The 26770-nt window shown below is 52.9% G+C and carries 20 protein-coding genes; 9 read left to right on the top strand and 11 right to left on the bottom strand.

Annotated features, from left to right (window positions below; translation table 11 throughout):
* Positions 1-186: 186 nt before the first annotated feature.
* Together hisF and hisH are read right to left on the bottom strand one after the other, a co-directional pair.
* Positions 187-966, bottom strand: coding sequence for an imidazole glycerol phosphate synthase subunit HisF (hisF, locus tag WCI03_11215; protein ID MEI8140421.1), 780 nt, complete (start codon positions 964-966; stop codon positions 187-189).
* A complete protein-coding gene (hisH, locus tag WCI03_11220; protein ID MEI8140422.1) occupies positions 960-1583 on the bottom strand; it encodes an imidazole glycerol phosphate synthase subunit HisH in 624 nt (207 codons plus the stop codon). The genes hisF and hisH overlap by 7 nt, the downstream gene beginning before the upstream one ends.
* A 99-nt stretch (positions 1584-1682) precedes the next feature.
* On the opposite strand from hisH, the gene WCI03_11225 reads away from it, so the two are divergent.
* Both WCI03_11225 and WCI03_11230 read left to right on the top strand, forming a co-directional pair.
* Positions 1683-2972, top strand: a complete 1290-nt coding sequence (locus WCI03_11225; GenBank protein ID MEI8140423.1) for an ankyrin repeat domain-containing protein — start codon at positions 1683-1685, stop codon at positions 2970-2972.
* A 106-nt stretch (positions 2973-3078) separates the two neighbouring features.
* Positions 3079-4452, top strand: a complete 1374-nt coding sequence (locus WCI03_11230) for a TrpB-like pyridoxal phosphate-dependent enzyme (GenBank protein MEI8140424.1) — start codon at positions 3079-3081, stop codon at positions 4450-4452.
* Between the two features lie 58 nt (positions 4453-4510).
* Here the strand turns inward: WCI03_11230 and WCI03_11235 are convergent, their stop codons facing one another.
* The 6 genes from WCI03_11235 to WCI03_11260 all read right to left on the bottom strand — a co-directional run bounded on the left by WCI03_11235 (position 4511) and on the right by WCI03_11260 (position 15156).
* Entirely contained in the window at positions 4511-8005 is a 3495-nt protein-coding gene (locus WCI03_11235) for a type I restriction endonuclease subunit R (GenBank protein MEI8140425.1), read from the bottom strand.
* Positions 7971-9341: a Fic family protein gene (locus WCI03_11240; protein ID MEI8140426.1), complete on the bottom strand. Its 1371-nt coding sequence runs from the start codon at positions 9339-9341 to the stop codon at positions 7971-7973. Before WCI03_11240 ends, WCI03_11235 begins: the two co-directional genes overlap by 35 nt.
* Before the next feature lie 488 nt (positions 9342-9829).
* Positions 9830-11557: a DUF262 domain-containing protein gene (locus WCI03_11245; protein ID MEI8140427.1), complete on the bottom strand. Its 1728-nt coding sequence runs from the start codon at positions 11555-11557 to the stop codon at positions 9830-9832.
* Between the two features lie 50 nt (positions 11558-11607).
* Positions 11608-12804 (bottom strand): restriction endonuclease subunit S, encoded by a 1197-nt coding sequence (locus tag WCI03_11250; protein MEI8140428.1) that lies wholly within the window; start codon positions 12802-12804, stop codon positions 11608-11610.
* 94 nt (positions 12805-12898) lie between these two features.
* On the bottom strand, positions 12899-13075 hold the full coding sequence (locus WCI03_11255; protein MEI8140429.1) for a hypothetical protein: 177 nt from the start codon (positions 13073-13075) through the stop codon (positions 12899-12901).
* Entirely contained in the window at positions 13072-15156 is a 2085-nt protein-coding gene (locus tag WCI03_11260; protein ID MEI8140430.1) for a class I SAM-dependent DNA methyltransferase, read from the bottom strand. Before WCI03_11260 ends, WCI03_11255 begins: the two co-directional genes overlap by 4 nt.
* Positions 15157-15320: 164 nt before the next feature.
* Between WCI03_11260 and leuS the strand changes: the two genes are divergently transcribed.
* The 6 genes from leuS (at position 15321) to WCI03_11290 (ending at position 22789) form a co-directional block, all read left to right on the top strand.
* Positions 15321-17831, top strand: a complete 2511-nt coding sequence (gene leuS / locus WCI03_11265; protein MEI8140431.1) for a leucine--tRNA ligase — start codon at positions 15321-15323, stop codon at positions 17829-17831.
* A gap of 387 nt (positions 17832-18218) precedes the next feature.
* A complete protein-coding gene (locus WCI03_11270; GenBank protein MEI8140432.1) occupies positions 18219-19484 on the top strand; it encodes a hemolysin family protein in 1266 nt (421 codons plus the stop codon).
* Positions 19481-20449 (top strand): hemolysin family protein, encoded by a 969-nt coding sequence (locus tag WCI03_11275; protein ID MEI8140433.1) that lies wholly within the window; start codon positions 19481-19483, stop codon positions 20447-20449. Before WCI03_11270 ends, WCI03_11275 begins: the two co-directional genes overlap by 4 nt.
* Positions 20446-20976 (top strand): hypothetical protein, encoded by a 531-nt coding sequence (locus WCI03_11280; protein ID MEI8140434.1) that lies wholly within the window; start codon positions 20446-20448, stop codon positions 20974-20976. Before WCI03_11275 ends, WCI03_11280 begins: the two co-directional genes overlap by 4 nt.
* Positions 20973-21521, top strand: a complete 549-nt coding sequence (hpt, locus tag WCI03_11285) for a hypoxanthine phosphoribosyltransferase (protein MEI8140435.1) — start codon at positions 20973-20975, stop codon at positions 21519-21521. Before WCI03_11280 ends, hpt begins: the two co-directional genes overlap by 4 nt.
* A complete protein-coding gene (locus tag WCI03_11290) occupies positions 21518-22789 on the top strand; it encodes a tripartite tricarboxylate transporter permease (GenBank protein ID MEI8140436.1) in 1272 nt (423 codons plus the stop codon). Before hpt ends, WCI03_11290 begins: the two co-directional genes overlap by 4 nt.
* Before the next feature lie 5 nt (positions 22790-22794).
* Here WCI03_11290 and WCI03_11295 read toward each other — a convergent pair whose 3' ends face one another.
* Entirely contained in the window at positions 22795-23571 is a 777-nt protein-coding gene (locus tag WCI03_11295) for a hypothetical protein (GenBank protein ID MEI8140437.1), read from the bottom strand.
* A gap of 389 nt (positions 23572-23960) precedes the next feature.
* Here WCI03_11295 and WCI03_11300 point away from each other — a divergent pair, with 389 nt between their 5' ends.
* Positions 23961-24203: a hypothetical protein gene (locus WCI03_11300; GenBank protein ID MEI8140438.1), complete on the top strand. Its 243-nt coding sequence runs from the start codon at positions 23961-23963 to the stop codon at positions 24201-24203.
* A gap of 271 nt (positions 24204-24474) precedes the next feature.
* Here WCI03_11300 and WCI03_11305 read toward each other — a convergent pair whose 3' ends face one another.
* Entirely contained in the window at positions 24475-25491 is a 1017-nt protein-coding gene (locus tag WCI03_11305) for an alkaline phosphatase family protein (GenBank protein ID MEI8140439.1), read from the bottom strand.
* Positions 25492-25509: 18 nt separating this feature from the next.
* The gene (gene nadA, locus WCI03_11310) at positions 25510-26565 is read right to left on the bottom strand and encodes a quinolinate synthase NadA (protein MEI8140440.1); all 1056 of its coding nucleotides are present in this window, start codon (positions 26563-26565) and stop codon (positions 25510-25512) included.
* Positions 26566-26770: the final 205 nt, after the last annotated feature.

The raw sequence follows: 26770 nt of genomic DNA on the forward strand, positions 1-26770 counted from the left end.
TGTCGCTAGTGGCGCCGGAAGTCAGTGGGCAGTGGGCAGTGAGCAGTGAGCAGTGGGCAGTGGGCAGTGGGCAGTGAGCAGTGGGCAGTGGGCAGTGAGCAGTGAGCAGTGAGCAGTGAGCAGTGAGCAGAAAAAAAATAATTACTGTTTACTGTCAACTGCCTACTGTTAACTGCTCACTGTCTTCTACCACTTCTTCCGAATAGGAATCCCTGCGGCAATCAACTCCTGCTTGATTTGCGGGATGGTATATTCGCCCGTGTGAATCATACCGGCAATGATGGCGGCATCGGCTTTCCCGATCGTGAACGCATCCGCCAGATGCGACGGTTTGCCCGCCCCACCTGACGCCACAACAGGAATCCGGACGGCCTCGGCAATCATGCGCGTCAAGCCGAGCTCGAAGCCCGTCTTCATCCCATCCGCATCCACCGAGTTCACCACAATCTCTCCCACACCCAGATCCTCTGCCTGCCGCGCCCATGCCAGCGCATCCATACCCGTGCGCTCGCGGAAGCCGCGCGTGGTGACCTCGTAACCACTGGGGAAACGGGGATCGTTCTCCACACGCACGGGATCCATTCCTAAAACGATACACTGTGAACCAAACGCCTTCGCCCCATCGGCAATAATCTGCGGATTTACCACCGCCAGGGAATTGACCGAAACCTTCTCGGCGCCTGCCAGCAGCACGCGCGACATGTCGGCCAGATTGGAAATCCCGCCGCCCACCGCGAAGGGAATATGAATAGCGCGCGCCACGGCCTTCACCATTTCGATATCAATCGGGCGCCGCTCGGCGGATGCCGTGATGTCATAAAACACCAACTCATCACAGCCCTCGTCATAATATTTTGCCGCCAATTCAACCGCATCACCCAGAACGACATTGTTTTGAAATTTGACGCCCTTTGTGACTTTCTTATTCCGGACATCCAGGCAGGGAATGATTCGTTTCGTCAGCATTTTCCATCCCATCGGCTAAAGTTTTCAAACACTTTCAATCCAACCCGCCCCGACTTCTCAATGTGGAACTGGGTCGCAACAAGGTTATCGCGCCCCACTACGGAGGTGAATTCAACACCGGCATAATCGGTCATTCCCACACTATCGATCGGATTCACCGTTGTCGGATAGTAACTGTGCACAAAATAGAACTCGGTTTCATCTTCCACATCGGCAAACACCGGGTGCGAACGGCAGAACCGCACGGCATTCCACCCGATTTGCGGCACCTTATCTGCCGGGTTCACCGGGCGGAACAACCGCACCTCTCCGGGAATAAAGCCCAACGTGGAGGTACCCCCATTTTCCTCGGACCGATCAAACAACACCTGCATTCCGACGCAAATACCCAGAAAGGGTGTTCCCCGCCTCACCACGGTGCGCAACACATCGATCAAATTCAACTCGGCCAGATTATGCATCGACGCGCCCGCCGCACCAACGCCAGGAAAGACAACCCGCTCTGCTCCATGAATAATTTCCGGACAATCGGTTATAACCGCTTCCACACCAATCGCTTCAAAAGCCAGCTTCACACTGGTGAGATTTCCAGCCTTATAGTCTACAATCGCTATCATGTGCGCCCTTTCCCAACCCCCCTACTTGCATTTCGGGGACTATAGTCTTATCCTACTCTCCTCTCTTGTCGAGAAAGAGTTTTTAAAAAAGGAGTGTCCATGATCAAAACCTTAGCATTGTCCATCATCGCCCTGACTGTTTTGGGCGGTACCGCCCTTCGTGGTGAAGCCGCTCCCCTTCACAACGCCATCAAAGAGCAGGATCTCTCCAAGGTTCGCTTACTACTGAAGGAAGCCGACACTAACAGCGTGAACGCTCAGGACGCCAATAACACCACCCCCCTGATTCTCGCCGCCATTCAAGGCAATCTGGATATAGTCAAAGCCCTCGTAGAGGCTGGAGCCAACGTCAATTTAGCCACCGAAGGCGGCCTGACCCCCCTGCATTGCGCTGTAAACAAGGATTTCCACGAGATGGCGAAATATCTCATCAAAAAAGGCGCCAATGTGAATGCCGTCACCGCCAAGGGCTCCACCTCACTCCATTGGGCCGCTTACAATAAAAACTATGCCCTATGTAAAATCCTGATTCAAGCTGGCGCCACAGTCAACTCCAAGGCAACGACTGGTTTTACTCCGCTTCATTGGGCAGCCTATACAGATGCAGGTGATATCGTGGCGCTCCTCATCACAAATGGGGCGGATCTCACCCTGACCGATAACAATAGCCAGACAGCTCAGGCGGTTGCCGAGGAACGCAATTCCAAATCCGCACTGGAAGCCATGAAGCCCCACAAGCCATCTTTCGTGGCGGGGCTATTTAATGATTCAAAGAAGCCTGAAAAAAAGGTCGAGGCGACTCCCAAAGAAACACCCCCGCCACCCGCTCCAGTCAAAATTCAGAAGCCTGCAGTTCAACCGGCCACAGAACCCGAAGGCAAAATAACGCAAGAGTTCAGTAACGGCGCCCGCTACACCGGCCAGATTCCCTCCTACACCAAACGATATGAGGGGGAAATCACTTTCTCGGACGGCTCGCGTTATTCGGGACAGCTCCTCGCAAAGAAAAGGGATGGTCAAGGCAAACTAACGATCCCTGGCGGCTCCCAAACCGGCGTTCAATATGAAGGCAGTTGGCTCAATGACGCCCGTCACGGTCTTGGAAGCGAAACCTTTGCCAACGGCGACAAATATACTGGCCAGTGGAAAAATGACGCCATGAATGGCGAGGGAACCTACACCTTCAATAACGGCGGCCAAATTACCGGCCAGTGGAAAAGCGGCCATCTGGTCAGCGGGCATGGCTCCTTCAAATTCGGTGAAAGCGATCAATACAGCGGCGATTGGCAGAACGATATGATGCATGGCGAAGGCACCTATATCACTTCCGGCGGAACTAAAACGTCCGGCTTCTGGAAAAAGAATGAATTTATGGGGGCATCAAAATAACGCCGCTGAGTGGCGTTATTTTGCTCTTGTCTATAGAAACACCCCTCCGCCATAATGCCACCCTGTTTTGTTTGCAGAGAACTTATTGACCAGAAGGAAGACAACCATGAAGCAGATCAAAATATTTCTGAATGAAGATGAAATGCCGCGCCAGTGGTACAATATCGCCGCCGACTTCCCACATGCCATGCCCCCCCCGGTCACACCGGACGGCAAACCGATCACCCCGGTGATGCTTGCCCCCGTCTTCCCCATGAACCTGATTGAGCAGGAGGTCAGCACAAAACGCTGGATCGATATTCCCGATGAAGTCCTTCAAATCCTGTGGCAGTGGCGCCCCAGCCCGCTTTGCCGTGCTTATCGGCTTGAGCAGGCCCTCAAAACCCCGGCTAAGATTTATTACAAGAACGAAGGCGTATCGGCCCCCGGCAGCCACAAGCCCAATTCCGCCGTGCCTCAGGCCTATTACAACAAAGTCTTCGGCATCAAGCGCATCACCACGGAGACCGGCGCCGGCCAGTGGGGTTGCTCGATCGCCATGGCCTGCCAGATGTTCGGCCTGGAATGCAAAGTCTACATGGTGAAAATCAGTTTCGAACAGAAACCTTTGCGTAAAATCATGATGCAGACCTGGGGTGCCCAATGCGTGGCCAGCCCGAGCCAGGAGACCAATGCCGGCCGCACCATCCTGCAGAATGACCCTAACTGCCCCGGCAGTCTGGCCATTGCCATCAGTGAAGCGATCGAGGACTGTGTCACCCACAAGGATACCCGTTACGCCCTTGGGAGTGTGTTGAACCATGTGTTGCTGCACCAGACCATCATTGGACTGGAAACCAAAAAACAATTCGAGAAAGTTGGACTTTATCCGGACGTGGTTATCGGCTGCGCCGGTGGCGGCTCCAATTTCGCGGGAATGGCCTTCCCCTTCCTGGCCGACAAAATTGCAGGCACCCGGAATCCCAAAGTTATTGCCGTCGAACCGTCAGCTTGTCCCAAAATGACCAAGGGCAAGTTCGCCTATGATTCCGGGGATGTCGCCATGATGACGCCTCTGTTACCCATGTATAGCCTTGGCCACTCCTTTGTGCCGGCCCCGATCCATGCGGGCGGACTTCGTTATCACGGCATGGCCCCGCTGGTCAGTCACGCCCTGCGCGAAGGCCTGATCGAAGCCCAGGCCATTCCCCAGCTGGAATGCTACCGGGCCGCCATGGCCTTCACCCAGGCGGAAGGCTTTATCCCCGCCCCCGAAACGTCACACGCTATAGCCATGGCCATCCGCGAAGCGAACCTGGCCAAGGAAGAGGGCAAGGAAAAGGTTATCGTCCTGAACTGGTCCGGCCACGGCATCATGGATTTGAGCGGCTATCAGGCCTTCTTTGACGGCAAACTGACGGATTACGTTCTGCCGGATGACGAAATCGCCAAGGCCCAGGCCTGCTTGAAAGATCTACCGAAGCCCCCGCCGCTGAAGTAAGTGAAACCTAAAAAACGCCATCTGAAGCGCTTCAGATGGCGTTTTTTGTTTTATATGGTCAGGAGACGGTTGTGAAGGACTGGCCAGCGGCGCAGCGTTGCCATACAAAATCGTATATCCGGGCAGCCGCGGCGTCAGTTTCCTGTTCAGTGAAAGGCGGGATGGGCAGCGCTTCATAAAGTTGATCCAGGATGAGTGTCTTTACCTCGGCCTGGGTCTGCTCCTTGGCGGTCCACTGTTGCATGTGCGCAAGAATCGCGGTCAGCGACGCGAGAAGTTGCCGGGACGCCTGCTTCACCCGTTCGCGGGCAACTTTACTGAGCTGTTCCTGTTGCAGGAGATCAAATAGGGCCAGTTCGTCTTCGGATAACCCCTCCCGAACGGCGCGTTTCTGTTCATCGTCCAATTTCGACGATAGATCAAAAAGGTCGGCGAAGGTCTGCTCAACCGTCGCACGATCTTTCTCCCTGTTATAGGCGGCAATGATCTCCTGATACTTGGCGTAGTAGTCCATGCGTTGGGGGTTCTTCGCCAGCATGGCGGCCAGACGCTGCTCAACCACTTGACGGATATCGGCAAGAACCGTGCATTTATGGTGGGCGCGTTTGGCAAATTCGTCGCGAAGCTTGGCGAAATCGATCTTGCTGAGATCAACGGTCAGCCCTGCAGACTGATCGCGCCCAGAACCCTGAGTGCTAATGGCCGCATTCACGATCTTGTGAAGTTCTTTCAAGATTTCGGTCACATCGGCGTTGTCCCGGTTCTCCTGCAATTTTTTATAGACTGCCTCGATATTATCATGCCGCTCGGCATAGGCGTAGACGGCCGGCTCGGAAATAAGCGTCTTGAACCGTGAAAAAACCTCACGAGCCATGATCTCAAAGCGGCGCTTGGTCTCATCATTAACGTAGAGCGCATCGGTGGCGTCGCGTAATGCCTCAATACGGTCAAACCCACGGGCACCGTGAAGCCGGGCAACATCAAACTTCCGGTCGAGGAGAAACTTCTCCGTTAGACTCAGTGAATCCACAAGAGATTTGATCAGGTCTTCCATAGGCGTGGCAACCTCAGGGTCTTTCCCGCCACCACCTTCTTCCCCTCCACCCTTCTCATCACCGGCATCGCCAAGCGCATACTGGGCAAGCGCTTCCCGGATGCTCTTCATGACGCCATTATAGTCGACGATGACACCACAATCCTTGTCGCCATAAACGCGGTTGGCCCGGGCAATGGCCTGCATGACGTTTTGTGCCCGCATCGGCTTGTCGATGTAAAGGGTGGAGAGACACTCAACATCGAACCCGGTGAGCCACATGGCGCACACGATGGCAATACGGAAGGGATGTTCCGGATCCTTAAAGGCATCTTCAACCCGAACGCGCTGACCGTCTGCGGCATCGAATCCCTGTTTGATCAGGGCGCGGTGCGGCTTAATATCGAAATCCCACTTCTTGAAGTCCTTTACCTCATTCTGGGCTTCGCTGATAATGATGTGGATAAGCGTGGATTTCATCCAGGCGACGCGCGCGCGGAGGTTGTCCCAGACCTTCTGCAGGGCTTCCTTTTTGTCCAGGTCTGCGGTCGCCGCCATCGCCATGGCTGCCTGGTTGGCATCGACCTGAAGTGCCTCAATCTTTTTCACCCATCGGGGCAGGATGCGCTGGTGCATCCGGGCGCATGTGAGCTTGTCGATACAGACCAACATGGACTTACCGGACTGCCAGCGCAAAGAGCAATGGTCCACAAAATCATCGGCCAGTTTATCAAGGCGGTCGTCAGCCGTGACCACCTCGTAATCCTTTCCAAGCAGGCTCTCAAGTTTGGCCGTCTTGTCTGGATCCAGTTTGGCCTCTTCAATCTTCTCCAGGATGCGTTTATTCAGATCGGCATAGGTAATGCCAAGTTTCTCGCCCCGATTCTCATAAACCAGGCGCACCGTCGAACGGTCTTCAACGGAACGTTGGAAATCGTAACGGGAAATGTAGTCACCGAAAATCCGGCGCGTGATGTGATCGTTTTTGAAAAGCGGGGTGCCCGTAAACCCAATAAACCCTGCGCATGGCAAGGCCATACGCATGTTTCGGGCAACTTTACCGGTCTGGGTGCGATGAGCTTCGTCGGACAGAACGATCACATCGTCCCGTTTGCTGTAAGGGTGGGCCAGCGATACCGGCTGATTGAATTTGTGAATCAGACTGAAGATGTAGCGATGGTCTTCCTGCAGCAGACGCTTGAGATCCTTGCCACTTGCTGCGCGAGGCGTCTTTTCGTCCGCCACTCCGCACCCGATAAATGTACGGTGGATCTGGTCATCCAGGTCATCACGGTCGGTCATCACAAGAAATGTGAAGTTGCCGGGAATGGTACGGCGTACTTTTTCGGCGAAAAAGACCATGGAATAGGACTTCCCGCTTCCCTGCGTGTGCCAGAACACCCCCAACCGCCCGAGATCCGGGTGCGAACGTTCGACAAGGGGCAGGATTAATTCCGGCGCCGACCGGGTGTCGGTGTTTTTTTCAGCGGCACGCAGGTGTTTCTCCTCGTTGCCCATGAACATGTGCATGACGGGCGGAGGCGGTTCCGTTTTGTACACGGACGCCCTGAACTTGAATCGTTCCGGGTAGGCTTTTTTGAGCGCCTCCTGGCGAACAACGGAGGCGACGGCAAGATTGACGCCAAGAACTTGATGGTTACGGGCCACAACCTTACGTGTGCCGCCAGCGCGGCTGTCATCATAGAGGATGAAGTTCTCCACCAGGTCAAGAAGATGGGCTTTATCCAGCATTCCATTAAGAAGGACGCGGGCATCGATGTCACCCTTGTCGGCTTCATCCTGACGTTTCCATTCCGCAAAATGCTTCCACTGACTGGTGATGGAGCCATAGCGAGCCTTGTCACCGTTGCTCACCACAAGGAATGCGTTGTGATAGAAGGCATGAGGAATGGTGTCGGCATAATCCGAAAGGTTGTTGTCGAATCCGGCCCGGATATTCCGGTAAACGGCCTTAAGTTCGATGAAGACGAGGGGGATCCCGTTCACGAAACAGACTAGATCAGCGCGGCGGTTGTAGTGGGGCGTACGCAGTCCTTGGATCTTGAGTTCCCTTACGGCAAGAAAATGGTTGTTGCCGGGATTCCGGTAGTCAAAGATTTGAGCCTTCTTGTCACAGACTTCTCCCGCGGCATTGCGCCATTTTACGGGCACACCATCCCGCAATAACCGGTAAAATTCGAGGTTGTGTTGCAAGGTGGATCGCGAAAAGTCATAGGTCGTAAGGGTCTGAATCACATCATCAACCGCAATCGGCGGCAATTCCGGGTTGAGCTTCTGGATAGCGGCACGGAGGTAGCGCGATAGAATGATTTCCCGTTCGCTGGCCCGTCCGAGGGTGCCGGTGGGACCAAACGTCTCGTCGTTGTAGGCATAGACACTGTCCCATTTGAGACACTCGTGGAGATGATCCGCGAAAGTCTGCTGGACCAGACGGTCTTCGTTATTGATGCCGGTGATCATGCTCTTAATCGACGCCCATCTCAATCGGCTCACCTTCATTTGCGTTGGACATATCGCCCAAACGTTTTAACAGGTCCACTGCGGGCTCAAACACCATGGACTTGCCTCGTGAACTTTGTTTTAGAAGTTTCATATTTGCAAGCTCCAGCAAATCCGCTCGTGCAGTAGCATAGGCTACCCCATGACTGCCACGATGACTCTCGATCGTGTATTCCTGACTGGGATGGCGCAATGCGTGAGTAATCAAGGCCTGCTGGCGATGATTAAGCTGCCGAAGCACCCGAAGACGGCTCTCGGCGGTCTTAGTCTCGCCGCGTTTTTGGTCAATGTATGTATGTAAAGCCTCTATCGCCCGTCGAATAACATCAGCCTGATGGAGGATGAAATAGTTTAAGTCGTTATCATCGGTCTCTGTGAACAGAAAGGCACGGGCATACTGAGATGGCGCCTTGACCAGAATGTTGGAGATGGAGATAAACTCGAACAACCAAAAGCCGCTGTTCAGCATGGACCAATAGAAAAGCGCTCGGGCTGTGCGCCCATTTCCATCTACAAATGGGTGATCGTAGGCGAGCCAGAAATGCAAAATGATGGCCCGAATTACAGGAGGGACAAATTGCGCAGGTGTCTTCCCATTGGCAAAATCACATAGCCGCTGCGCACGTTCCTCAAGCTCTTCAGATAAGGGCGGCTCATGATAGACCTGTCCGTCAGCATCCATGACCCTGACCGGTTCATCGGGGCGACGGAACCTGCCGGCCGCTGCCGGATTGTCCAACGTCTGATCGGTCACCCGACGGTGAAGATCCAGGAGGAGAGGCACGGACATCGGTTGTTCCTTGAGCCGGATAATTTCCTGCATGGTCCTATAGTTGTTCAGAATCATGTGTTCACTCTTGTCCCTAGGCGTCCGACCTGAACGGATCATCTCCTTGGCCACTTCGCGGGTGGTCACAGCACCTTCAAGTTGACTCGACGTGATGGCCTCTTGGATCAATGAACTAACAAGATAACGATCGCGGGTTTGCGGGTTAGCAATTGGATCTGGCATACCGATATAGGCCCCTGCACCAAAATCGATATCATGAAGGAGTTTTTGCACACTCGTAGGAATGAAAAATTGGAAAGACCTCCCTGACTTATCCAGCAACGGCACTTCCCGGTAGGCTGCCTTACGTTTCAACTTCAAGGCACACCACCATTCTTCGTGGGAGAAACCTTTATGTACCGGGTGATATCTCAATTCATCCCAGTGATGGTATTCACCCTCGGTATGCAGCCGATCTGCAAGGCGAATGACTTCGCCAAAGCGTTCCTTTTGGCAAATAACGGAAAAGATTTTGTTAAAATCGGGTGGTAATTGAGGAAATTTCATCTTCGCTCTCCGATTATCAATTGATTATCAATTTCTATCAAAGTGATAATAGCAAGCAGCGCCATGCATGTAAATATCAATTCGATACATTTTGATATGAGATTGATAATACCAATCCTGCTTGATGATAAACGTATAGCATGATCCGAAATCTCATTATTTGGCCTTATTTGTGATTATAATAACATGCTCATTATCAATATGTTGCGATAAAAAATGTATTTCTATGCAAAAATCTATTGATCAAGTGCCATTCATTAGCCCCCTTTTTGATCAATAGATATCACCGACTACCCGTTATCGTCCGCGCCTTTCCCTACTCATAATGTATGGATTTCCGATCGTAAAGTTGGCCTTCCGATTGCATGCGGCAACCTCCCCGCTCATCAGACGTTGTCCCAGTATATAAGACAGTCGAGGAGATGGTCCGCTAAAGTCTGCTGGACAAGATGGTCTTCGTTATTGATGCCGGTGATAGCCATTTCGATTTATTCCGCGTCTTCCCCTTGTAAAGCATCAACTTGATTCATTGACAGTAATTTTAAGTTCAGCCCTGCCGCAATGGCTTTTGACCTCCGCATTATGAAACAGTCGTAATCATTAGAATTCACTCCATAAGAAACCGCGTCTTTGATGAGATGCGTCTGGAGGGTTGCTTGCAATTCCGGATTGTTCTCGGCAAATTTGGATATGTAGGCACTGGGGGCCTTCTTCCCAATTCGATGCTTGTTTGAATAGCCATCGATCAGGGTTATGTTGGCGACCAAGTTCGGTTCTTTATCTTTCTGATTCTCCTCGAGGTACTTTCTCGGAAAAAAGTGGTGGTAGTTCCGACTCGCAGCAATTTTGAGGTGACTGTTATCGAGGATGACTACGCCGTTGGTATCAAACGACTTCGGCTGTTGATATGCCAACAAGCTCAGCACGGCTTTGCAATAGGCATTACCCGCCGAAAACCCTGTTTCTGCAATACGCTTTGGATCAACATGAAGTTCGGTGGCTGGATAAGCTGGCGGGTTTCCGGCGACGATTGCATCCATCTTATTGAAATCTTCGGCGAGTTTGGACTCTGTTGCAGAGCTATAGCGTTCGGTAAGCCCCACCCAATAAAAATACTGTTCCAACAGACGGACCTGAGAAATGGTCGGCTTTTTATGGGCAGTCTTGTGAAAGAAATAGGTCAGCGATACAAGGATGGCAGGATACGGAACCAATTGCGATACCGACACTCGCAGTTCCGAGCGGATGAAATCTATGGCGGTAAACAGCGCTGCCTTCATCGGCTCCCAATTTGCGATGAATGTTTCTCGCCTAATTTTTAGAATGTCAACGCTACGAACGGCCCTGGCCGTAATGACTGCGACGCACTGCATAACAATTGACTCAGGAATGGTCTCAAATTTAGCTGCTGTCAGACACTGCTTCTCTTCGTCGGAACCATCCCGAAGCATTTCAAACCGCTCAGCCAGGTCGAACTTCTTCTTTTCGTCAAAAGTCTTAGCCACCATGATTTCAAATATACTCAATGCTTTCCCGCCGGTGTTGATCCGCGTGAAGACCTCACACGCAATTTCAATGGGGTAATCCTTAATAGTGATGGTGGAAAAATCGTATGTAGTCAGCTTATTCTTGTAGGCTTCGATCTGTTTTCGTGTCTTCCTGTCCGGATAGTCATCCTCGAGGTCGGTAATCGCACATGTCAAAACCCGGTGAACTGAAACGTATCGTTTATTTTCCTGCTCTTCCGTCACCGCGATCTGTTCATCGTTAACCGGATCGTAATCGAGATTGATGAAAATGTCCTTGTAGTCAATTTCCTTGCCATCCTTAGTGATCCGGATGCCTTTGCGGATGGCATAGAGCGACGTAATTCGTTGCTGACCATCAAGGATGTACTGAACATAATCGCCCTCCGGCGTATCAGGCAAGTGGTGATTACCGACGTCCTTGTAACTGCGCAATTCCTCCTTGGTTTTCCAAAAAATAAAAGTACCAATGGGGAAACCCTTAAGAATCGAATCAATCAATTTGGCTGATTGCTCTTTATCCCAGACAAACTCACGCTGAAACATCGGCAACTTGATTTGACCTGTGTCAATTTCCACAAACAGCGCCTCGTACTTTTTATTATGGTTGTCCGGTTGCAGTAAGACTGGCTTATCTGGAGCTGCGGCATTAGCGATTTTGCTTATATTTGTCATGACACTAATCTCCACTTACTTATGATACTGAAGCCTCAAGTCCAATTCGTGGACGGAACATGATTTCATGTGGCGATCTCCCCGTTCATCAGGCGCGGTAACCACAGATCACGGGCGACGCGAAGTTTCTGATTCTGCTGTGAGAGATTGTCGATTTTCTCAAACATCGGATCAATTGCCTCTGTAAACGCATGAACGAGCCTTAATTCAGGACGGACAAATGGAATCAGTTTAAAAGTGTCCACGATAATAGCGTCGAATACCGCACCGACTGCATGCTGTTGAAAGTGCTGAATCGCTGCTCGCAAGGCACAAAACAAAAACTTCTGCGTTAAATCTTCACGACCAGCCAAAGCGTAACAGGATTGGTTCATGGCCATCGGTTTTTGCGCAAGATTCATGTTCCCTACAGTGCCACGCGCAGTTATGAAAACCGTGTCCTTTGGGTAGAGTTTGCTATTACATGTATTCAGGCCCAATTCCGTTAGGTGCTTCTCGGTATCGAGAACGTAAAAGTTCTCAACGGAATCTTTTGGAGTATAGAAGGGAATGTCGCCATCCCAGAAATCAAAATTAGTAGTCTTTGGAGTCCCCCCGCTCATCACATACATAGCATCAAAAGCGCTGCCTTTACGCCACCCCTCCGGCACGTAGTTGACTATGCGAGTACGTTCGTGACCGGGGAATTTGAGGCGAACGAACCATTCCTCATAGAGATGGCGCGCGGCCTGTTCCAACAGGGTAATCCGGCGGCGGTTGTTCTCGATCAGATCGTCGTAGGCGGAGAGGATGGAGGCGATGCGGAGTTGAGTTGCGAGAGGAGGCACTTCAATCTTAAGCGCCAGCAGCTTCTCCATGCTCAAGTTGTCCTGTGCCGCCCCTTGCGACACCTGCTGGAACTGCTGTTTCACAGTGTCAAATCGGTATTTGATGAAACGCGTGTCGCATTTAGTCTCATCAGCAAGAAACCCAATCACGCTATCAGGGAAACATGCGTCAAATCCAAGAATAGCTGTATCCCCAATGTTGGCGGCAATGGTGATGCAAAGGGTCCCTTTTGGCCACATCTTGCTCTGCTCTAATCCCGCCTCACTATAGCTCTGCGAATACTCAGACACGTAAAGTCCAGCATGCTTGATGTCGCCGGTCTGAACAAACGGATGTGGGCCGCCATACAAATGGGCAGCGTCACGCGGACGGTGGCGCGATCGGCCTCGTGCCAGAACGCCAAGTTCATCCAAACGTGTGGCCTGCCACTTCACACGCCGTCCTCCTGCCACTTGCCAGCATCTTCCGCCCCGGCAACTATGCAAGAGCCTCTTGCACAAATTCGAGCTGGCTCATCGCACAACGCCTTCATGCCCCACCCTCCAGTAATTTGGCGATCTCTTCCGGCCCCGGCAACTGTCCTTTGAGCTCCCTGATGAATTGAAGGCGCTTTGACCTTCTGATTTCTCCAACCAGTGGTTGGAGTTTCGCTGTTTCACTATTTCCAGCCGCAACAATTCCTTCCATTATTATTGCCGCGCTCATATCCCCATCTCCTCGAAATTCCCCTGGATTTTCGTCGCCAGAGCCACCGCTTCCTTGTTCAGGTCGGCAAGTTCAACATGGATGTCACGCATGGTCTGCTCAAAATCGAAATCCACGTCCACCTCGGCGGGAGCGACCCCAACATAGCGGCCAGGCGAGAGACTCCAGTCTGCCGCTTCGATTTCCTTGCGATCCACAAGTTTGACCAGGCCGGGCACATCCACAAGTTTGGCGGCGGGGAAACGGCTCAGGAGCCAATGGGCCTGGCGGTGGAAGTAGGCCGTCTGCCGCAGGGGCTCCACCGCAGCCTTACGCAGCGCATCGAACTCCTTCTCTAATTTTGTGATGGTACGGGTTTCCCAATCATCGTGTTCGCGGGCTTTGGCGTCCTTCTCGGCGGAATCGATCACACGCACAGCAAGTTTGAAGAGGAGATCGAGATCTTTGATCATGTCACGGCAGGATTCGGCAAGTTCCCCCATGTCCGTCGTGGCCTTCTTTAGAGAGGCAAGCGGGCCTATCAGGGCTTTAGTCCAGCGTTTGGCAATGGTGGCAACAAGTTCGGCGATGCATTCCCGGCATTGCTTCGCGGCCTCATCGCGCTCCTTGATGGCGGCGCGAATCGGCAAATCTTTGGGAAGCGTCTTCAAGAACGGAGCCGTTGCGGTGACCAACGCTTCGTAGCCCTGGCTGAACGCGGCCATTCTTTCCGAAATACTAGCGGCCTCTGCGGTGGTACGGGCGAGATATTGCTGAACGAGGTTGGTGAATCGGTCGGACTGGCCGCGATAGAGCCAGACAATGGCGGAAAGGTTGGACAACTGTTCGGGGGAAAAGTCGTAAATCTTGCGGGTGACTTTGCGAAAGATCTGACGGGCATCGAGCATGAGAATCTTGGTGCGGCGATCCGCAGGTTTGTCACGGTCAAAAAACCAGAGTTCGCAGGGAACCGTGCGGGTATAGAAAAAATTACCCCGCACGGAGATCATCGCATCCACAGCGCCCGTCTCGATGATTTTGCGGCGAACAGTCTGTTCGTCGTGCCCAGCGCTGGAGGCCTGGGAGGACATGACGAAGCCGGCACGGCCATGGTCGTTCAAGTAGCTGTAGAAGAACGAAATCCACAAATAGTTACCGTTGGACACCGTATTCGTCTTCTTGTTCACTCCGGGAAGGCCGAAGGGAAGGCGTTTCTTATCCTCCGCCACCTTGGCATCAACCTTGTCGACATTGAAAGGCGGATTGGCCATGACGTAATCGCATTTGCCAGCTAGGGTAAAGGGGTCGTCATAGAAGGTGTTGGCCTCGGCGATCTGGCCTTCGAGTCCATGGACCGCGAGATTCATCTTGGCCAGTTTGATGGTCGAGGCGGTCTTCTCGTGCCCGTAGAAAGTGACACGCTTCGCGGTATCCTGGCCGGTGTGCTCGATGAAATGACTGGACTGGACGAACATGCCTCCGGAACCGCAGGCGATATCGGCGACGGTCCCATGGTCGGGCTCGATAACATTCACGATGGTCTGAACAATGGAGGGTGGCGTAAAGAACTCGCCGTTATCCATGGCTTTGGCGATGGAAAACTCCTGGAGAAAATACTCATAGATGCGGCCAAAGATGTCGCCACCGGATGTTTTAAGAGCCTCGCGATTGAAAATCTTAAGGAGTTCCTCCAATACCTTCCGGTCGGTAAAAATGTGAAAGTCCTTGGGCAGGACGTTATGCAGCGGCTCGAAGGACTCCTCAATAGCCTTCATTGCGTTGTTCAGAAGGGTTGAAGGATCCTGATCCTTGGACTGGCCGAGGATGAAGTCATAGCGGGCATTTTCAGGGAGCCAGAGCGCACGGCGGCGGATGTAGTCGGCAGGCTGAGGCTTGCGCTTCATGCGGCCAGCCGCCATCTCGGCCTCGATTTCGCGGTTTACGGCTTCAAACCGGTTGGTGGCGTGACGGAGAAAGATGATGCCCAAGACGGGCATGCAATACTCGCTGGAGGTGAGTTTGGAATTTGCCCGGAGCTGGTCAGCCGCTTCCCAAAGGTCGGCCTCTATTTTCTCAATGCTGCCATAGGCGTTTTCAGACACAGTACATCTTCCTTCCTGACAAAGGGCGAGAATACTCCGGTGTCATGCAAGTTGCAAGATGAGGAAAGCTATGAATCAAGAAAACAGTGTTTAACTGTCTTCTTCTTGAATCCTGCTTGGATTGGCGTATATTCTGCCGTCTTTACTGCAGGAGCCTCACGATCATGAATGAACATTATCCGTTTAACGAAATTGAACCGAAGTGGCAGAAGTATTGGCAGGATCAGAAGGTGTTCAAAGTGGACACCTCGATCCATGAGAAAAAATACTACTGTCTGACCATGTTCCCCTACCCCTCCGGCACGATGCATGTCGGACATGGCCGGAATTACATTATCGGTGACGCCGTCACCCGCTACAAAATGATCCGTGGCTTTCGCGTATTATCCCCCATGGGCTGGGATGCCTTTGGCCTGCCTGCCGAAAATGCGGCCAAACAACGCGGCGTCCACCCCAAAGAATGGACCTACAGCAATATCAAGCAGATGAAACGGCAGCTTCAATCCTGGGGCATTGCTTATGATTGGGATCGTGAAATCGCCACCTGCCATCCGGATTACTACAAATGGACCCAATGGGTTTTCCTTAAGCTCCACGAGCGCGGCCTGGCCTTCCAGAAGAACGCCCCGGTCAACTGGTGTGACTATTGCACCACTTTGGCCAATGAGGAAGTCCACGCTGACGGCACCTGCGAACGCTGCGGCCGCAAAGTGGTCAAGAAAGACCTGACCCAGTGGTTCTTCAAAATCACGGAATATGCAGGCAAACTCCTTGATGATTTGTCCTTGCTCGACCAGTGGCCGGAAAAAGTCCGCACCATGCAGGGGAACTGGATTGGCCGCTCCACCGGCGCGAAAGTAGATTTTACCATTGCAGAAACCGGTGACCCCTGCCCCGTTTTCACCACCCGGCCGGACACCATCTATGGCGTCACGTTCATGGCGCTGGCCCCGGAACATCCGCTGGTCGAAAAATTGTTGAAAAACAACCCGCGCGCTGCGGAGATCAAGGCCTTCGTCGAGAAAGAGAAAATGGTCTCGGCCGCCGAACGTACTGACGACACCGCCAAAAAGGAAGGTGTCTTCACCGGATTCCATGTCCGCAATCCCTACAACGGCGAGCTGGCTCCCCTCTGGATTACCAACTACGTCCTGATGGAATACGGCACCGGCGCCGTCATGGCGGTCCCCGCCCATGATCAGCGTGATTTCGAATTCGCAAAAACCTATAATCTTCCCATCAAGGTTGTTATCCAGAACCCTGAAGGCACACTCGATGCCGCCGCTTTGACGGAAGCTTATGTCGAAGACGGAGCCATGGCCAACTCCGCCCCCTTTAACGGACGGAATAACCGCGAGGCCATGACGGACATCATTCAACTGGCCAAGGATAAGGGCTTCGGCGATTTCACCACCAATTACCGCATCCGCGACTGGCTGATCAGCCGCCAGCGTTATTGGGGCTCCCCGATCCCGATTATTCACTGCACTGATTGCGGGGCCGTTCCCGTCCCGGAGAAGGATCTGCCGGTTCTGCTTCCAGATGATGTGGACTTCAAAACTGAACGGGGCAATCCCCTGTCTTTTCATGAAGGCTTCATCAACACGACCTGCCCGAAGTGCGGCAAGCCGGCCCGGCGCGAAACCGACACGCTGGCTCAGTGGATCTGCTCCTGCTGGTACTACCTTCGTTACGTTAACCCGCGCGACAATACAGTCGCCTACAATAAAGCGGATGTTGATTACTGGCTTCCCGTGGATCAATACATCGGCGGCATTGAACACGCCGTACTGCACTTGCTCTATTCCCGGTTTATCCTGAAGGTGCTGCATGATGCGGACACCTGCTCGTTCCCCGAGCCCTTCAAGGCGCTCTTCACGCAAGGCATGATCTGCAAACGCAGCGAGAAGGACGGACAGCTTTATAAAATGTCAAAGTCCAAGGGCAATGTGGTCTCGCCTGACGAGTTGATCCGCGAATATGGTGCCGACACCGTACGCCTTTACACACTGTTCATCGGCCCGCCAGAAAAGGACGCTGAGTGGAGCGACACCGCCGTGGAAGGCTCATTCCGATTCCTGCGCCGGATCTGGCGCAGAGTTCATGAGACCCATCCTCTGCTTCAGGCTTCAGCCAAGCTGAAAACCGATCTTTCTAAAATGGAGACACCTGAACGGGATCTCTACCGGAAGTTGCACGAGAGCATCGCCAAGATCACCCATGACCTGGAAGGCGCTTTCCAATTCAATACCGCGATCGCCCAGATCATGGAACTGATGAATGCCGTGGAAGCGATGAAAATTGACGCCAGCAGCAGCGAGCAATGCCGGGCCGTCTACCGCGAAACGATTGAAACCCTGGTCGTTTTGATTTCGCCGTTTGCCCCGCATATCGCCGAAGAGCTCTGGGTCGAGCTTGGTCATCAGCCGAGCGTCCTCACAGCCCCCTGGCCACAGGTGAATGAAAAGGCCCTGGCGCGTGACACCATCGAAATTGTCATCCAGCTCAACGGGAAGATTAAGAGCCGTGAGGTTATTCCCACCCGCCTGTCGCCCAAGGAAATTGAGACTCACGTCCTGACGCTGGAGCCGGTGAAGCACATGCTGACCGGTCTCACCATGCGCAAAGTGGTCGTGATCCCGGGCAAGCTGGTCAACATCGTGGCCACTCCATGAGCCGCTGGCTAACCAAACTACAAGAGTTAGGCAAATCCACGTTCGCCCTGACCTCAGGTGAGCGCAAAGCTGTGTACCTCGTACTGGCTCTTGCGATCCTGGGGCTTAGCGTGAAGTGCTGGCATGCAAATCATGAGCGACAACCTTCCGCAACGGCACGTCCTTAGGTGAGGATCGCAATTTATGAACACAGACTGGGCCCCACAATGACACGGCTCAGACAAGCTTCGCCCTCCAGTTAAAAATATCGAGAAGATAAGGATCATTCTACTGGAGGGCGAAGCTTGTCTGAGCCGCGTGGGCAGGGTGTCAAATAGAGGAATTGGCCCCCAGTCTTGCCAACCTTCTTCTGTTCCATTATGCTCCGGACGTGTTAAGGAAATTGCTATGAGTGGGCTAATTTTAGTGGAGGGCGCCGGCTTAGGGGTGCTATTGATGCTGTCCGCGTTCTTTTCGAGTGCGGAAACAGCCCTTTTCTCGCTTTCCCCGATGCAGATTCACCGGCTACGCCGGCATCACCCAAAAGCCACCAAACGGCTGGAAGAACTTCTCGCCGCCCCGGCCGACCTCCTCGCCAGTATTCTGATTGGTAACACCGTCGTGAATGTCGCCGTAGCCAACCTCGGATTTATTGTAGCGGAACAAATTTTTCCCCTCCATGGCGAACTGGTTGCCATCCCGGCTGTCACTCTGATTTTGATTATCTTCGGAGAATTGGCTCCCAAGCGTCTCGGACTGCGCAAACCTGACTCTCTGGCCATTCTCTATCTACCCGCCCTCACCCTCCTGATCAGACTCTGCGCCCCACTCCATATCCTGATGGAAAAAATCACACACTCTTTCCGGTCGCATTTCACACCACGTCGTTCCGCCCTGACCAAAGCCGAACTCCTCACGGCCGTGGATGTCGGACATGAAGAGGGCGTTCTCAATAAAGAGGAGCGCGCCATGGTGGATGGGATCATCCGCCTGGAAAAACTCCAGGCCAAGGATGTCATGACCCCTCGTGTAGACCTGATCAGCTTGGACATAGAAGATGACCCAGCCATCTTTGCGAATATCTGCCGTAAAGCCCGCTTCCGTTTCCTGCCCGTCTGCATCGGCGATCTTGATCATGTTAAGGGTTTCCTGGATGTCGCCAGATATCTCATGGATCCCGGGAAAGACATATCTTCAGCACTCCACCCGCATTTTTACGTACCCGACACCGCACCACTCGACACCCTGCTGACCATGTTCCAGCAACAATCACGTCGTCTCGCCATCGTCATTGACGAATACGGCGGTACCGCAGGCCTCATCACCATCGGCGATATCCTGGATGAAATCGCCGAATTTACCGGGGAGCAACCGGATGGCCAAAGCCCCAACATCGAGCCCGTCGGCGAGAATCGCTGGCAGGTCGCAGGTGATACAAGTCTTGAAGAAGTGAATTACGAACTGGATCTCGCCCTGGATGTCGAAGGCGCCGATCGTATCGCCGGCTGGGTCACCGCCCATGCCCGCCGCTTTCCGAAAACGGGCGACATCATTGATGCCCAGAATTGCCGGGCCACTGTTCTGCAGATGCGGAAGCATCGCATCACGCGTGTCCTGATTGAGAAAAACCCGGAACTTTCAGAGGCAGAACAGGAGAGAGGGGTGCAGGTATGATCTTTTCAGATCTCATTCTCATTCTAATCTGCCTATTGGGCGCCGGATTCTTTGATGGCATGGAAACGGGCGTGATTTCTCTCAACCGGATGCGCCTACGGCATCTTGCGGAAACCGGGGATCGGGCCGCCCGGATCCTTCAGAATTTCCTCCAGCAACCCGACCGCCTTCTTGGCACGACGCTGGTTGGCACCAACATCTGCATTGTTATCGCCTCAGTGATTTCCGCCAATTGGTCCTCCCAGATGCACCCCTGGCTCCAGACCTTGAATGCCATTGCCACTACACTCGTTATTCTGATCTTTGCAACCTACCTTCCCAAAGCCTGGTTCCAGAGCCATCCCTTGGAACGATGCCGACCTTTCGCCAATCCCCTGCGCTGGAGTTCTCTGATCTTGCGTCCCCTGATCAATTCCGCGAACTGGATCACCAACTGGATCGTACCTTCCGCAACCGCTCCCAAAGCCACCCGGGCGCTCGTTGCTACCAAAGATGAAATTGATCTTCTTGCACAGGAAAGCGCCGATCACGGAGCCCTCTCCCCACGCCAGCGCATCATGATCCGTCGTGTGCTGGAGCTTTCCACTAAAAATGCCCGTCACATCATGACCCCGCGCGATCAGATGGCCATACTCCCTTCATCTGCTGATATTACGGCGCTCATGTTAAAGGTTCGCGAATGTGCCCATACCCGCCTCCCCGTATGTGAGGAGGACGGCAAGACTATTAAAGGCACGATCAACTTCTTTGACGTTATGGCTGGCTGCGACGACTGCTTTGGCGGCAGCATCAAACCCTATATCCGCCCTGCTCTATTCGTCCAAGACACCACGCCTCTGATGGAGGCCTTTGCCAAGCTCCGCCTTTCAAAACAATCGATGTGCCTGGTGGTCAACAGTACGCAAGAAGTTATCGGGTTAATCACCAACCAAAACGTCCTCCAGACGATTGTGGGGAAAACGTGAAGAGGCGTTCCGCCCCTCTTCCCAGCACCACCTGCCCCGCCTGCAACCGTTTCATCGGATTTTTTCTGGAATGTCCCTATTGCGGCATTGAGTCACCTGCCCTGCCCCTGCAACGCACTCTGCGACTCATGGCGATCACCCTGGGCATCGGCGGCATTACAGCCCTGCTGCTCATCGCCCATTATATTCCTGCTCCTGCTATGCCTGTTGCCCAACTCCGCCCGGTCATGAATTATGGTTATGTCACCCTGACAGGAACCGTGGTCGCAGAACCCCGGATAATCGGGAATCCCGCATCACCCCAGTCTATCTCCTTCGAACTGGCAGATGCAGGCGGACAACTGATGGTAACGGCTGCCCGGGCAGTCGCAAGCGAGCTTCTTGTCCATGACAACCTTCCCTCCGCCACACAACCCGTACAGGCCACGGGGCACCTCTATCTGGTCGCCGGGCGATCTCCCCGTATGTATTTGGATTCGATCCAATCAAAACCGCAAAACGGCTCACACGAGGTTCGCCCTCCATGAAGAATGATCTCGACAGAACCATCCTGTATTCCGCTGATCAAATCCAAAAACGGGTCAATGAATTGGCGGACGAAATCGCTCGGGATTATGGACATGAGGAGTTCCTCGCCATCTCCATTATGAAAGGGAGTTTCATCTTTGCCGCTGATCTCATTCGCTGCCTGTCCCTCCGGAAGGCCCAACCTGTTGTGGATTTCATCACCCTCGCCAGTTACGGCAGCGGCACCTCCAGCTGTGGCGCCATTTCTATTCTCAATGATCTTACTCTCCCGATTACCGGCAAACGGGTTTTGATCATTGACGACATTCTGGACACGGGGCGCACGCTTCAAGCCGCATGCCGCATGCTTTCCGAGCGGGGAGCCACAGAAGTACGGACCTGTGTTCTTTTAGACAAACCCGCCCGTCGCGTCGCCCCCATTGAAGCCAACTATCGCGGCTTTCAAATAGAAAATGTATTTATCATTGGATACGGCTTGGATTACGACAACCGGTACCGTCATCTGCCATATCTGACAACACTAACCCCGCCGCCCTCACCATGAGCGGCCCGGACTGGCTTGCCGCTCTGTTTCTCTTCGCCCACACTGAAACACAGTCTTTCCTGATGTCGGCCTTGTTTGCCAGTTTGCTCATACTATGGGTCATGATCAGTCCGATCTTTGCAATTCTGCTTTCTGCAACGGACGAACAGTCCTGCCTTATGCCCGCACCCGGTCAAGTTTATAGCCGGGCGGGACTGGGCCTTGATGCCATCAAACTCGTCGGTCTCGGCAGTCTGATCGGACTTCTCCTTCTGGCCATAATCCTACCGCTAGCCGCACCATTTCTTGCCACGGCACACCGCGCCCTCGCGCCACATACAGGCTGGATGCTCTGGAGCGCAGTCATCTTTCTAGCCCTGAGCGAGCGCCCCCGATCTGCACCAACAGCCCTAGCCCCCTGGAATCACTTCACATACACCATGGCACCTGTACTGGCGGGGCTCGGCACGCTTCTTCTATCCGGCCTGCTTGGATTGATACTATATCACCGGTCTCCGATCCCTCTGACAGCCTCCATCCTGAACTTCGTTCCCGCCATCATCGGGTTCTTTGCCGTACCCGGCCTCCTCATGCATGTGTTCGCGCCCCACAACCCACGCGGCTCGGATGAACCTCGCCCTCCAGCAGAATTATCGTTAACTTCTGGCGTATTCTTCATGGAGTGTGAACCTTGCGTGAGCCGCGCTGCCAGCGGGAATACTGATCGTGGACATCAATTCTTCCACGCAACGGCATGCGGAGCCCTATCAGGAATAATCACCACTTTGATTCCGGCCCTGACCGGCTCGATCGGCGCCTTATTGGCTCAGCAGCTTGTTGGCACCCGTAACCCAAACACTCACCTCGTGGCACAAGGTGTAACGCGCATGATGTATTATGGGGGCGGACTTTTTCTGATTTTCCTGCCCGGAGCACCCAGAATGCGCAGCAGCAGCGCAGCGCTACTCAGGACTTTCTATGAACCGACCTCAACTCAGGTCTGGTTCCTGATCGCCATCATCACGCTGAGCGCCGTGATGGCGTGGCTTATTCTGCCCGTAATCGCAAAGGGATTATTGCGAATGATCGAATCCCGCGGCACGAGGCCCCCCGCCCTTATGGCTCTTTCCGGGATTCTTATATTCGTGGTGGGGACAACCAGTTGGCCGGGGTTACTTATCCTGCTCACTGCCACCGGCATCGGCATGCTCCCCATGCTCTTTCAAGCCCGCCCCATTCAGGGTATCGGAGTAGTTCTCATTCCACTGGCGTACGCGCTTACGAAATAAAGCGGTTATTTCTTGCGCTTATTGCGATACTCGGAACTATCCCGCAATGCTTTGGAGACGTCACCCTCGTTCCAATGTTTGACTATAACTTTCTCAACATACACTGAACTTCCCCCATCCGGGTCCCGGCCGAGAGTATTCTGGTAGGCTCGTCGCACAATCTGCTGGGCCTGCTCTGTTGTCACCTGCTCATGACGCTCTGAACTTTTCTTGAGATCTGAACGCACATCGCGTTCACTCCACCCTTCATTCATCATCTTCGCCCGATAGGTCGCCAAGCCCGACTGATCCGCCTCACGCCCCAGAACATCCTGATAGGCTCGCCGGATGATGCCATCAACCGACGCAGAATTTAGCCCGATCCTCTCGGTGCTTTTGCGCAAGTCGTTACGAACATCTTTCTCACTCCAATTGTCATCGATAATCCGACTCCGGTACAAACGCATCCCTTCCTGATCTGGCTCCCGGTTGAGGACATCTTCATAGGATCGTCGTACAATCGATTCAGGGTCGCTCCCTTGATTCCGGGAGTGCCGATCCCCGTCATCCCGCTGACGATAATCATCACGGCGATAGTCCTCATCCGATCCTCTTCGATCATTCCTTGAGTCCCGGTATGGGCTGGAATCACTCATCGATTTATCCTCTTTAGAGGAGCCCATCGATTTAATCACTCCGCCCAACATACCGCCAATATCTTGTCCCTGGGCAATCTCGCGACTCCCCAGAACCATCTGCAAACCAACCACGACTGTTACGGCAATACAAACCTTACTTTTCATGATTATGTCTCCTTGATCCTGTTTTCATGTAGATAGTTTCCTAATTATTAATCACAAGAAATTGACGTGATGAAACGTTACTGCTTTTCTTTTTGATTATCAACTTTTCACCACCGGCTTCATACGGAGGAAGTGCTGGCGCCGGGGTTCAGGGAATCATTCAAAAGAAGATCAGCGATCGCCAAGGTGTCAACAAAGTCATTTTGATCACAACATAGGTAAATCCCTTAATTCCAGCGACTTGGATTCATCTGGTGTTAAAGGTTTTTTTATGACATAATTTAAAAAGTGAAAAATCCTATGTGTAGCGGTTCATCCGCCTTAAACCTTGCACTATGCCACGAACGCCTGCCGGTCGCGGCTAATGCCATTGCAAAATCGGAGTCCTTATGAAAAGTCAGGAAGCTATTCTTCGTCGTCGTGAGGCCGAGATTAAGACAGGCCAGGAAGCCCTTGCCCACGCATTAACGAAGTCTCTTGTACTGCTCCGCTTTAAAGGCAATTGCAAGTGCGGCATGATGCTGACAGAACAGGACAAGAAGCCGAACGCGGAGACTTATCTCTGCCCGCATTGCGGAAAATCCGGCACCCCGATTGCTCCGCCCCCGTCAAAACAGCCTGTCGCGAAATAATCATTCTGACTCTCCTGAATTCTGACTCCGGACGCCGTGTTCAGCATCTACCCCGAACAACTTGTTGTCCGGTATTGCCTAATGAACGGCATGCTGTATAGTTTCGCCAATCGCCTGTCGTGTTGCTGGCGTTTCAACCTTAACAAGTGGAGGACAGATTATGTCAAAAGCAAAAGATACCAAACGTGAAACAAAAAAAGTTGCACTGAAAACACCCGCTGAAAAAAAGCAGGCCAAGCGCGACAAGAAGAACAAAGCGTAATGCCATTTGTTATTTCACCGCGACGCTAACCCGGAGATCCTGCTTTGCATCTATCGTAGAGCCAGGGATCGGTGGCAGCCCGAGCAGAGAAAGCGCCAGATTGCCAACTTCCCCGTTCCGGATGGGCTGCTTGGGCACGGTAAAATCTGGCCGCCCATCTCCTGGTGACAGGCGTGTATCCGCATTCAGCGCATATAAGTCTCCCGCTGTGACGCCCACACCCCAGACATAAAAGGGGATCGTATAGTCCAGCATTATGGTCGGATCGAAATGATCTTTCCCCTCTCCTCCGTGATCAGCCGTGAGGATCAGAACCGTCTTCCCTTTCAGTTTTGGATCCGCAGCAATGAGTTCCATAATACGGCCTAATTGCGCATCCAGCATAATCAGGGCGGCATAATAAGGCTCGCTCCCCCAGCCATATTTGTGTCCAGCTGAGTCACATTCGGCAAAATGGACGAAGGCAAATTGGCAGGGATTGGAGGCCATGGACGTAATGAAGTTGTCCGTAAGTTCAATGGAAGATTTGATATACGAATAATCGACTTTTTTCCGACCATCATCCACCCCCGTTGCATCGGGTGCTCCATGGGTATCGTTATAGGAATCCGGAAAGAGTGAGAACTTGGTTTTAGAGGCCCACATACCTGTTTTGAGCCCGTGGTCATGCGCGACATCAAAGACACTCGCCACATAAGCACCCTTGTGCGAATGGAGCGTCACGCCCTTTGCAGGATCTGTATTGTTAGCCCAACTGTGACCTTCAGCCTCTTTAATCCTGCGACTGGTGACCATGCTAGTGTGATTCGGGAGGGTAACTGTGATGTTATAGTCATTGCGAGCATTGGTTGTCCCTGCAGATTCCATCTGCAGCTGCTTGAAATGCGGCAGTTTACCTGCATCCACCATCGTCTGCAAGTAGGTAGATCCCAAGCCATCAACACTAATGGCAATAACGTAATCCGCCCCTTGAGCAGCAAGGCAAAGTCCCATCCAGCATACCGGAATCACTTTAATCATTTTCATGAGGTATAGTTATGCCCTTTAAAGAGCCAGCATTCGCTCCAGGCAAAGGCGGGCATCAGGAATCAACTGGGCCGGAACCCTAACTGCATTGCGCTCTGGCCATTCTTTTAGGACGCGCAACAGGTTCTGCTCATTGGTCTTCGCCATATTCGGGCAAAATGAGCCACGCAACATTCTGATCGTCAGGCGCCCTTTATATTCCTCAGCCAATCGCTTGACCAATTGCGACTCGGTGCCTATCACAATTGTGGATCCAGCCGGAGCCGACTGGACGTACTTGATGATCTGCGCCGTCGAACCATGGGCATCCACCATCCGGATAATCTCTTTCGGCGCCTCGGGGTGAACAATAATCTTCGCGTCCGGGAGATTGGCACGCATCATCTGCACATCGGCCACCGTAAAGTTCACATGAATGGGACAAAATCCACCCCAAACCAGAACCTTGACGTTACGTAACGCCTCGGAAGTGAGCCCGCCGTTCGGTTGTTGATAATCATAGATAGCCGTCTCCTCATCAGGGATCCCCAGATCATGGGCGCTATTCAGTCCGAGATGAATATCCGGCAGAAAGAATATTTTCTTTCCCTGATTCAAAGCCCACTGAAAGACTTTTGCGGCGTTACTGGAAGTACAGGCACTCCCCCCGGCCTGGCCGCAAAACGCCTTAATTCGGGCCGTACTATTCACATACACAATGGGCAGCCAGGCATCCCCCTGCTGCTGCAGAAACGCCCAGGCCTTCGCCACTTGTCCCTCATCCGCCATGGCGGCCATGGGACAACCAGCGGCAGGCTCAGGCATATAGACACGCTGGGCCGTGGTCGTCAGAATATCGGCCGACTCAGCCATAAAATGGACGCCGCAAAAAACAATCCGCTCGGCCTGACTGGCAGCCGCCTTGCGTGCCAATTCCAGTGAATCCCCAATCACATCCGCATGGGCGAGCACAGCAGGACTCTGATAATGGTGCCCCAAAATCATCAGGCGGGCACCCCACTCCCTCCGAATACCTTCTATTTCATTTTGGCTGGTCGTCATGTTTTTTCTCCTCGAATGCTGAAATATTAACAAGAAAATGCCAGGGAGTTAACGGTTATTCGTAATTGGTTATTTGAATATGTTCCCATTGCAAATAACAATTAACCAATAACCTCATTTAGGAGGTTGCAAAATAAATCAGGAACGCATATATTCCCCGTCCCGATTGATCCAAGACGCACCTGTAGCTCAATTGGACAGAGCATCTGACTACGAATCAGAAGGTTGCAGGTTCGAT

The sequence above is a fragment of the bacterium genome, assembly GCA_037143175.1.
Taxonomy (GTDB): Bacteria; Verrucomicrobiota; Kiritimatiellia; order CAIKKV01; family CAITUY01; genus JAABPW01.

Excerpts from the sequence above, each read along its gene's own strand:
- hisF (MEI8140421.1), bottom strand. The coding sequence starts at position 966 with ATGCTGACGAAACGAATCATTCCCTGCCTGGATGTCCGGAATAAGAAA.
- hisH (MEI8140422.1), bottom strand. The coding sequence starts at position 1,583 with ATGATAGCGATTGTAGACTATAAGGCTGGAAATCTCACCAGTGTGAAG.
- WCI03_11225 (MEI8140423.1), top strand. The coding sequence starts at position 1,683 with ATGATCAAAACCTTAGCATTGTCCATCATCGCCCTGACTGTTTTGGGC.
- WCI03_11230 (MEI8140424.1), top strand. The coding sequence starts at position 3,079 with ATGAAGCAGATCAAAATATTTCTGAATGAAGATGAAATGCCGCGCCAG.
- WCI03_11235 (MEI8140425.1), bottom strand. The coding sequence starts at position 8,005 with ATGAAGGTGAGCCGATTGAGATGGGCGTCGATTAAGAGCATGATCACC.
- WCI03_11240 (MEI8140426.1), bottom strand. The coding sequence starts at position 9,341 with ATGAAATTTCCTCAATTACCACCCGATTTTAACAAAATCTTTTCCGTT.
- WCI03_11255 (MEI8140429.1), bottom strand. The coding sequence starts at position 13,075 with ATGAGCGCGGCAATAATAATGGAAGGAATTGTTGCGGCTGGAAATAGT.
- leuS (MEI8140431.1), top strand. The coding sequence starts at position 15,321 with ATGAATGAACATTATCCGTTTAACGAAATTGAACCGAAGTGGCAGAAG.
- WCI03_11270 (MEI8140432.1), top strand. The coding sequence starts at position 18,219 with ATGAGTGGGCTAATTTTAGTGGAGGGCGCCGGCTTAGGGGTGCTATTG.
- WCI03_11275 (MEI8140433.1), top strand. The coding sequence starts at position 19,481 with ATGATCTTTTCAGATCTCATTCTCATTCTAATCTGCCTATTGGGCGCC.
- hpt (MEI8140435.1), top strand. The coding sequence starts at position 20,973 with ATGAAGAATGATCTCGACAGAACCATCCTGTATTCCGCTGATCAAATC.
- WCI03_11290 (MEI8140436.1), top strand. The coding sequence starts at position 21,518 with ATGAGCGGCCCGGACTGGCTTGCCGCTCTGTTTCTCTTCGCCCACACT.
- WCI03_11295 (MEI8140437.1), bottom strand. The coding sequence starts at position 23,571 with ATGAAAAGTAAGGTTTGTATTGCCGTAACAGTCGTGGTTGGTTTGCAG.
- WCI03_11300 (MEI8140438.1), top strand. The coding sequence starts at position 23,961 with ATGAAAAGTCAGGAAGCTATTCTTCGTCGTCGTGAGGCCGAGATTAAG.
- WCI03_11305 (MEI8140439.1), bottom strand. The coding sequence starts at position 25,491 with ATGAAAATGATTAAAGTGATTCCGGTATGCTGGATGGGACTTTGCCTT.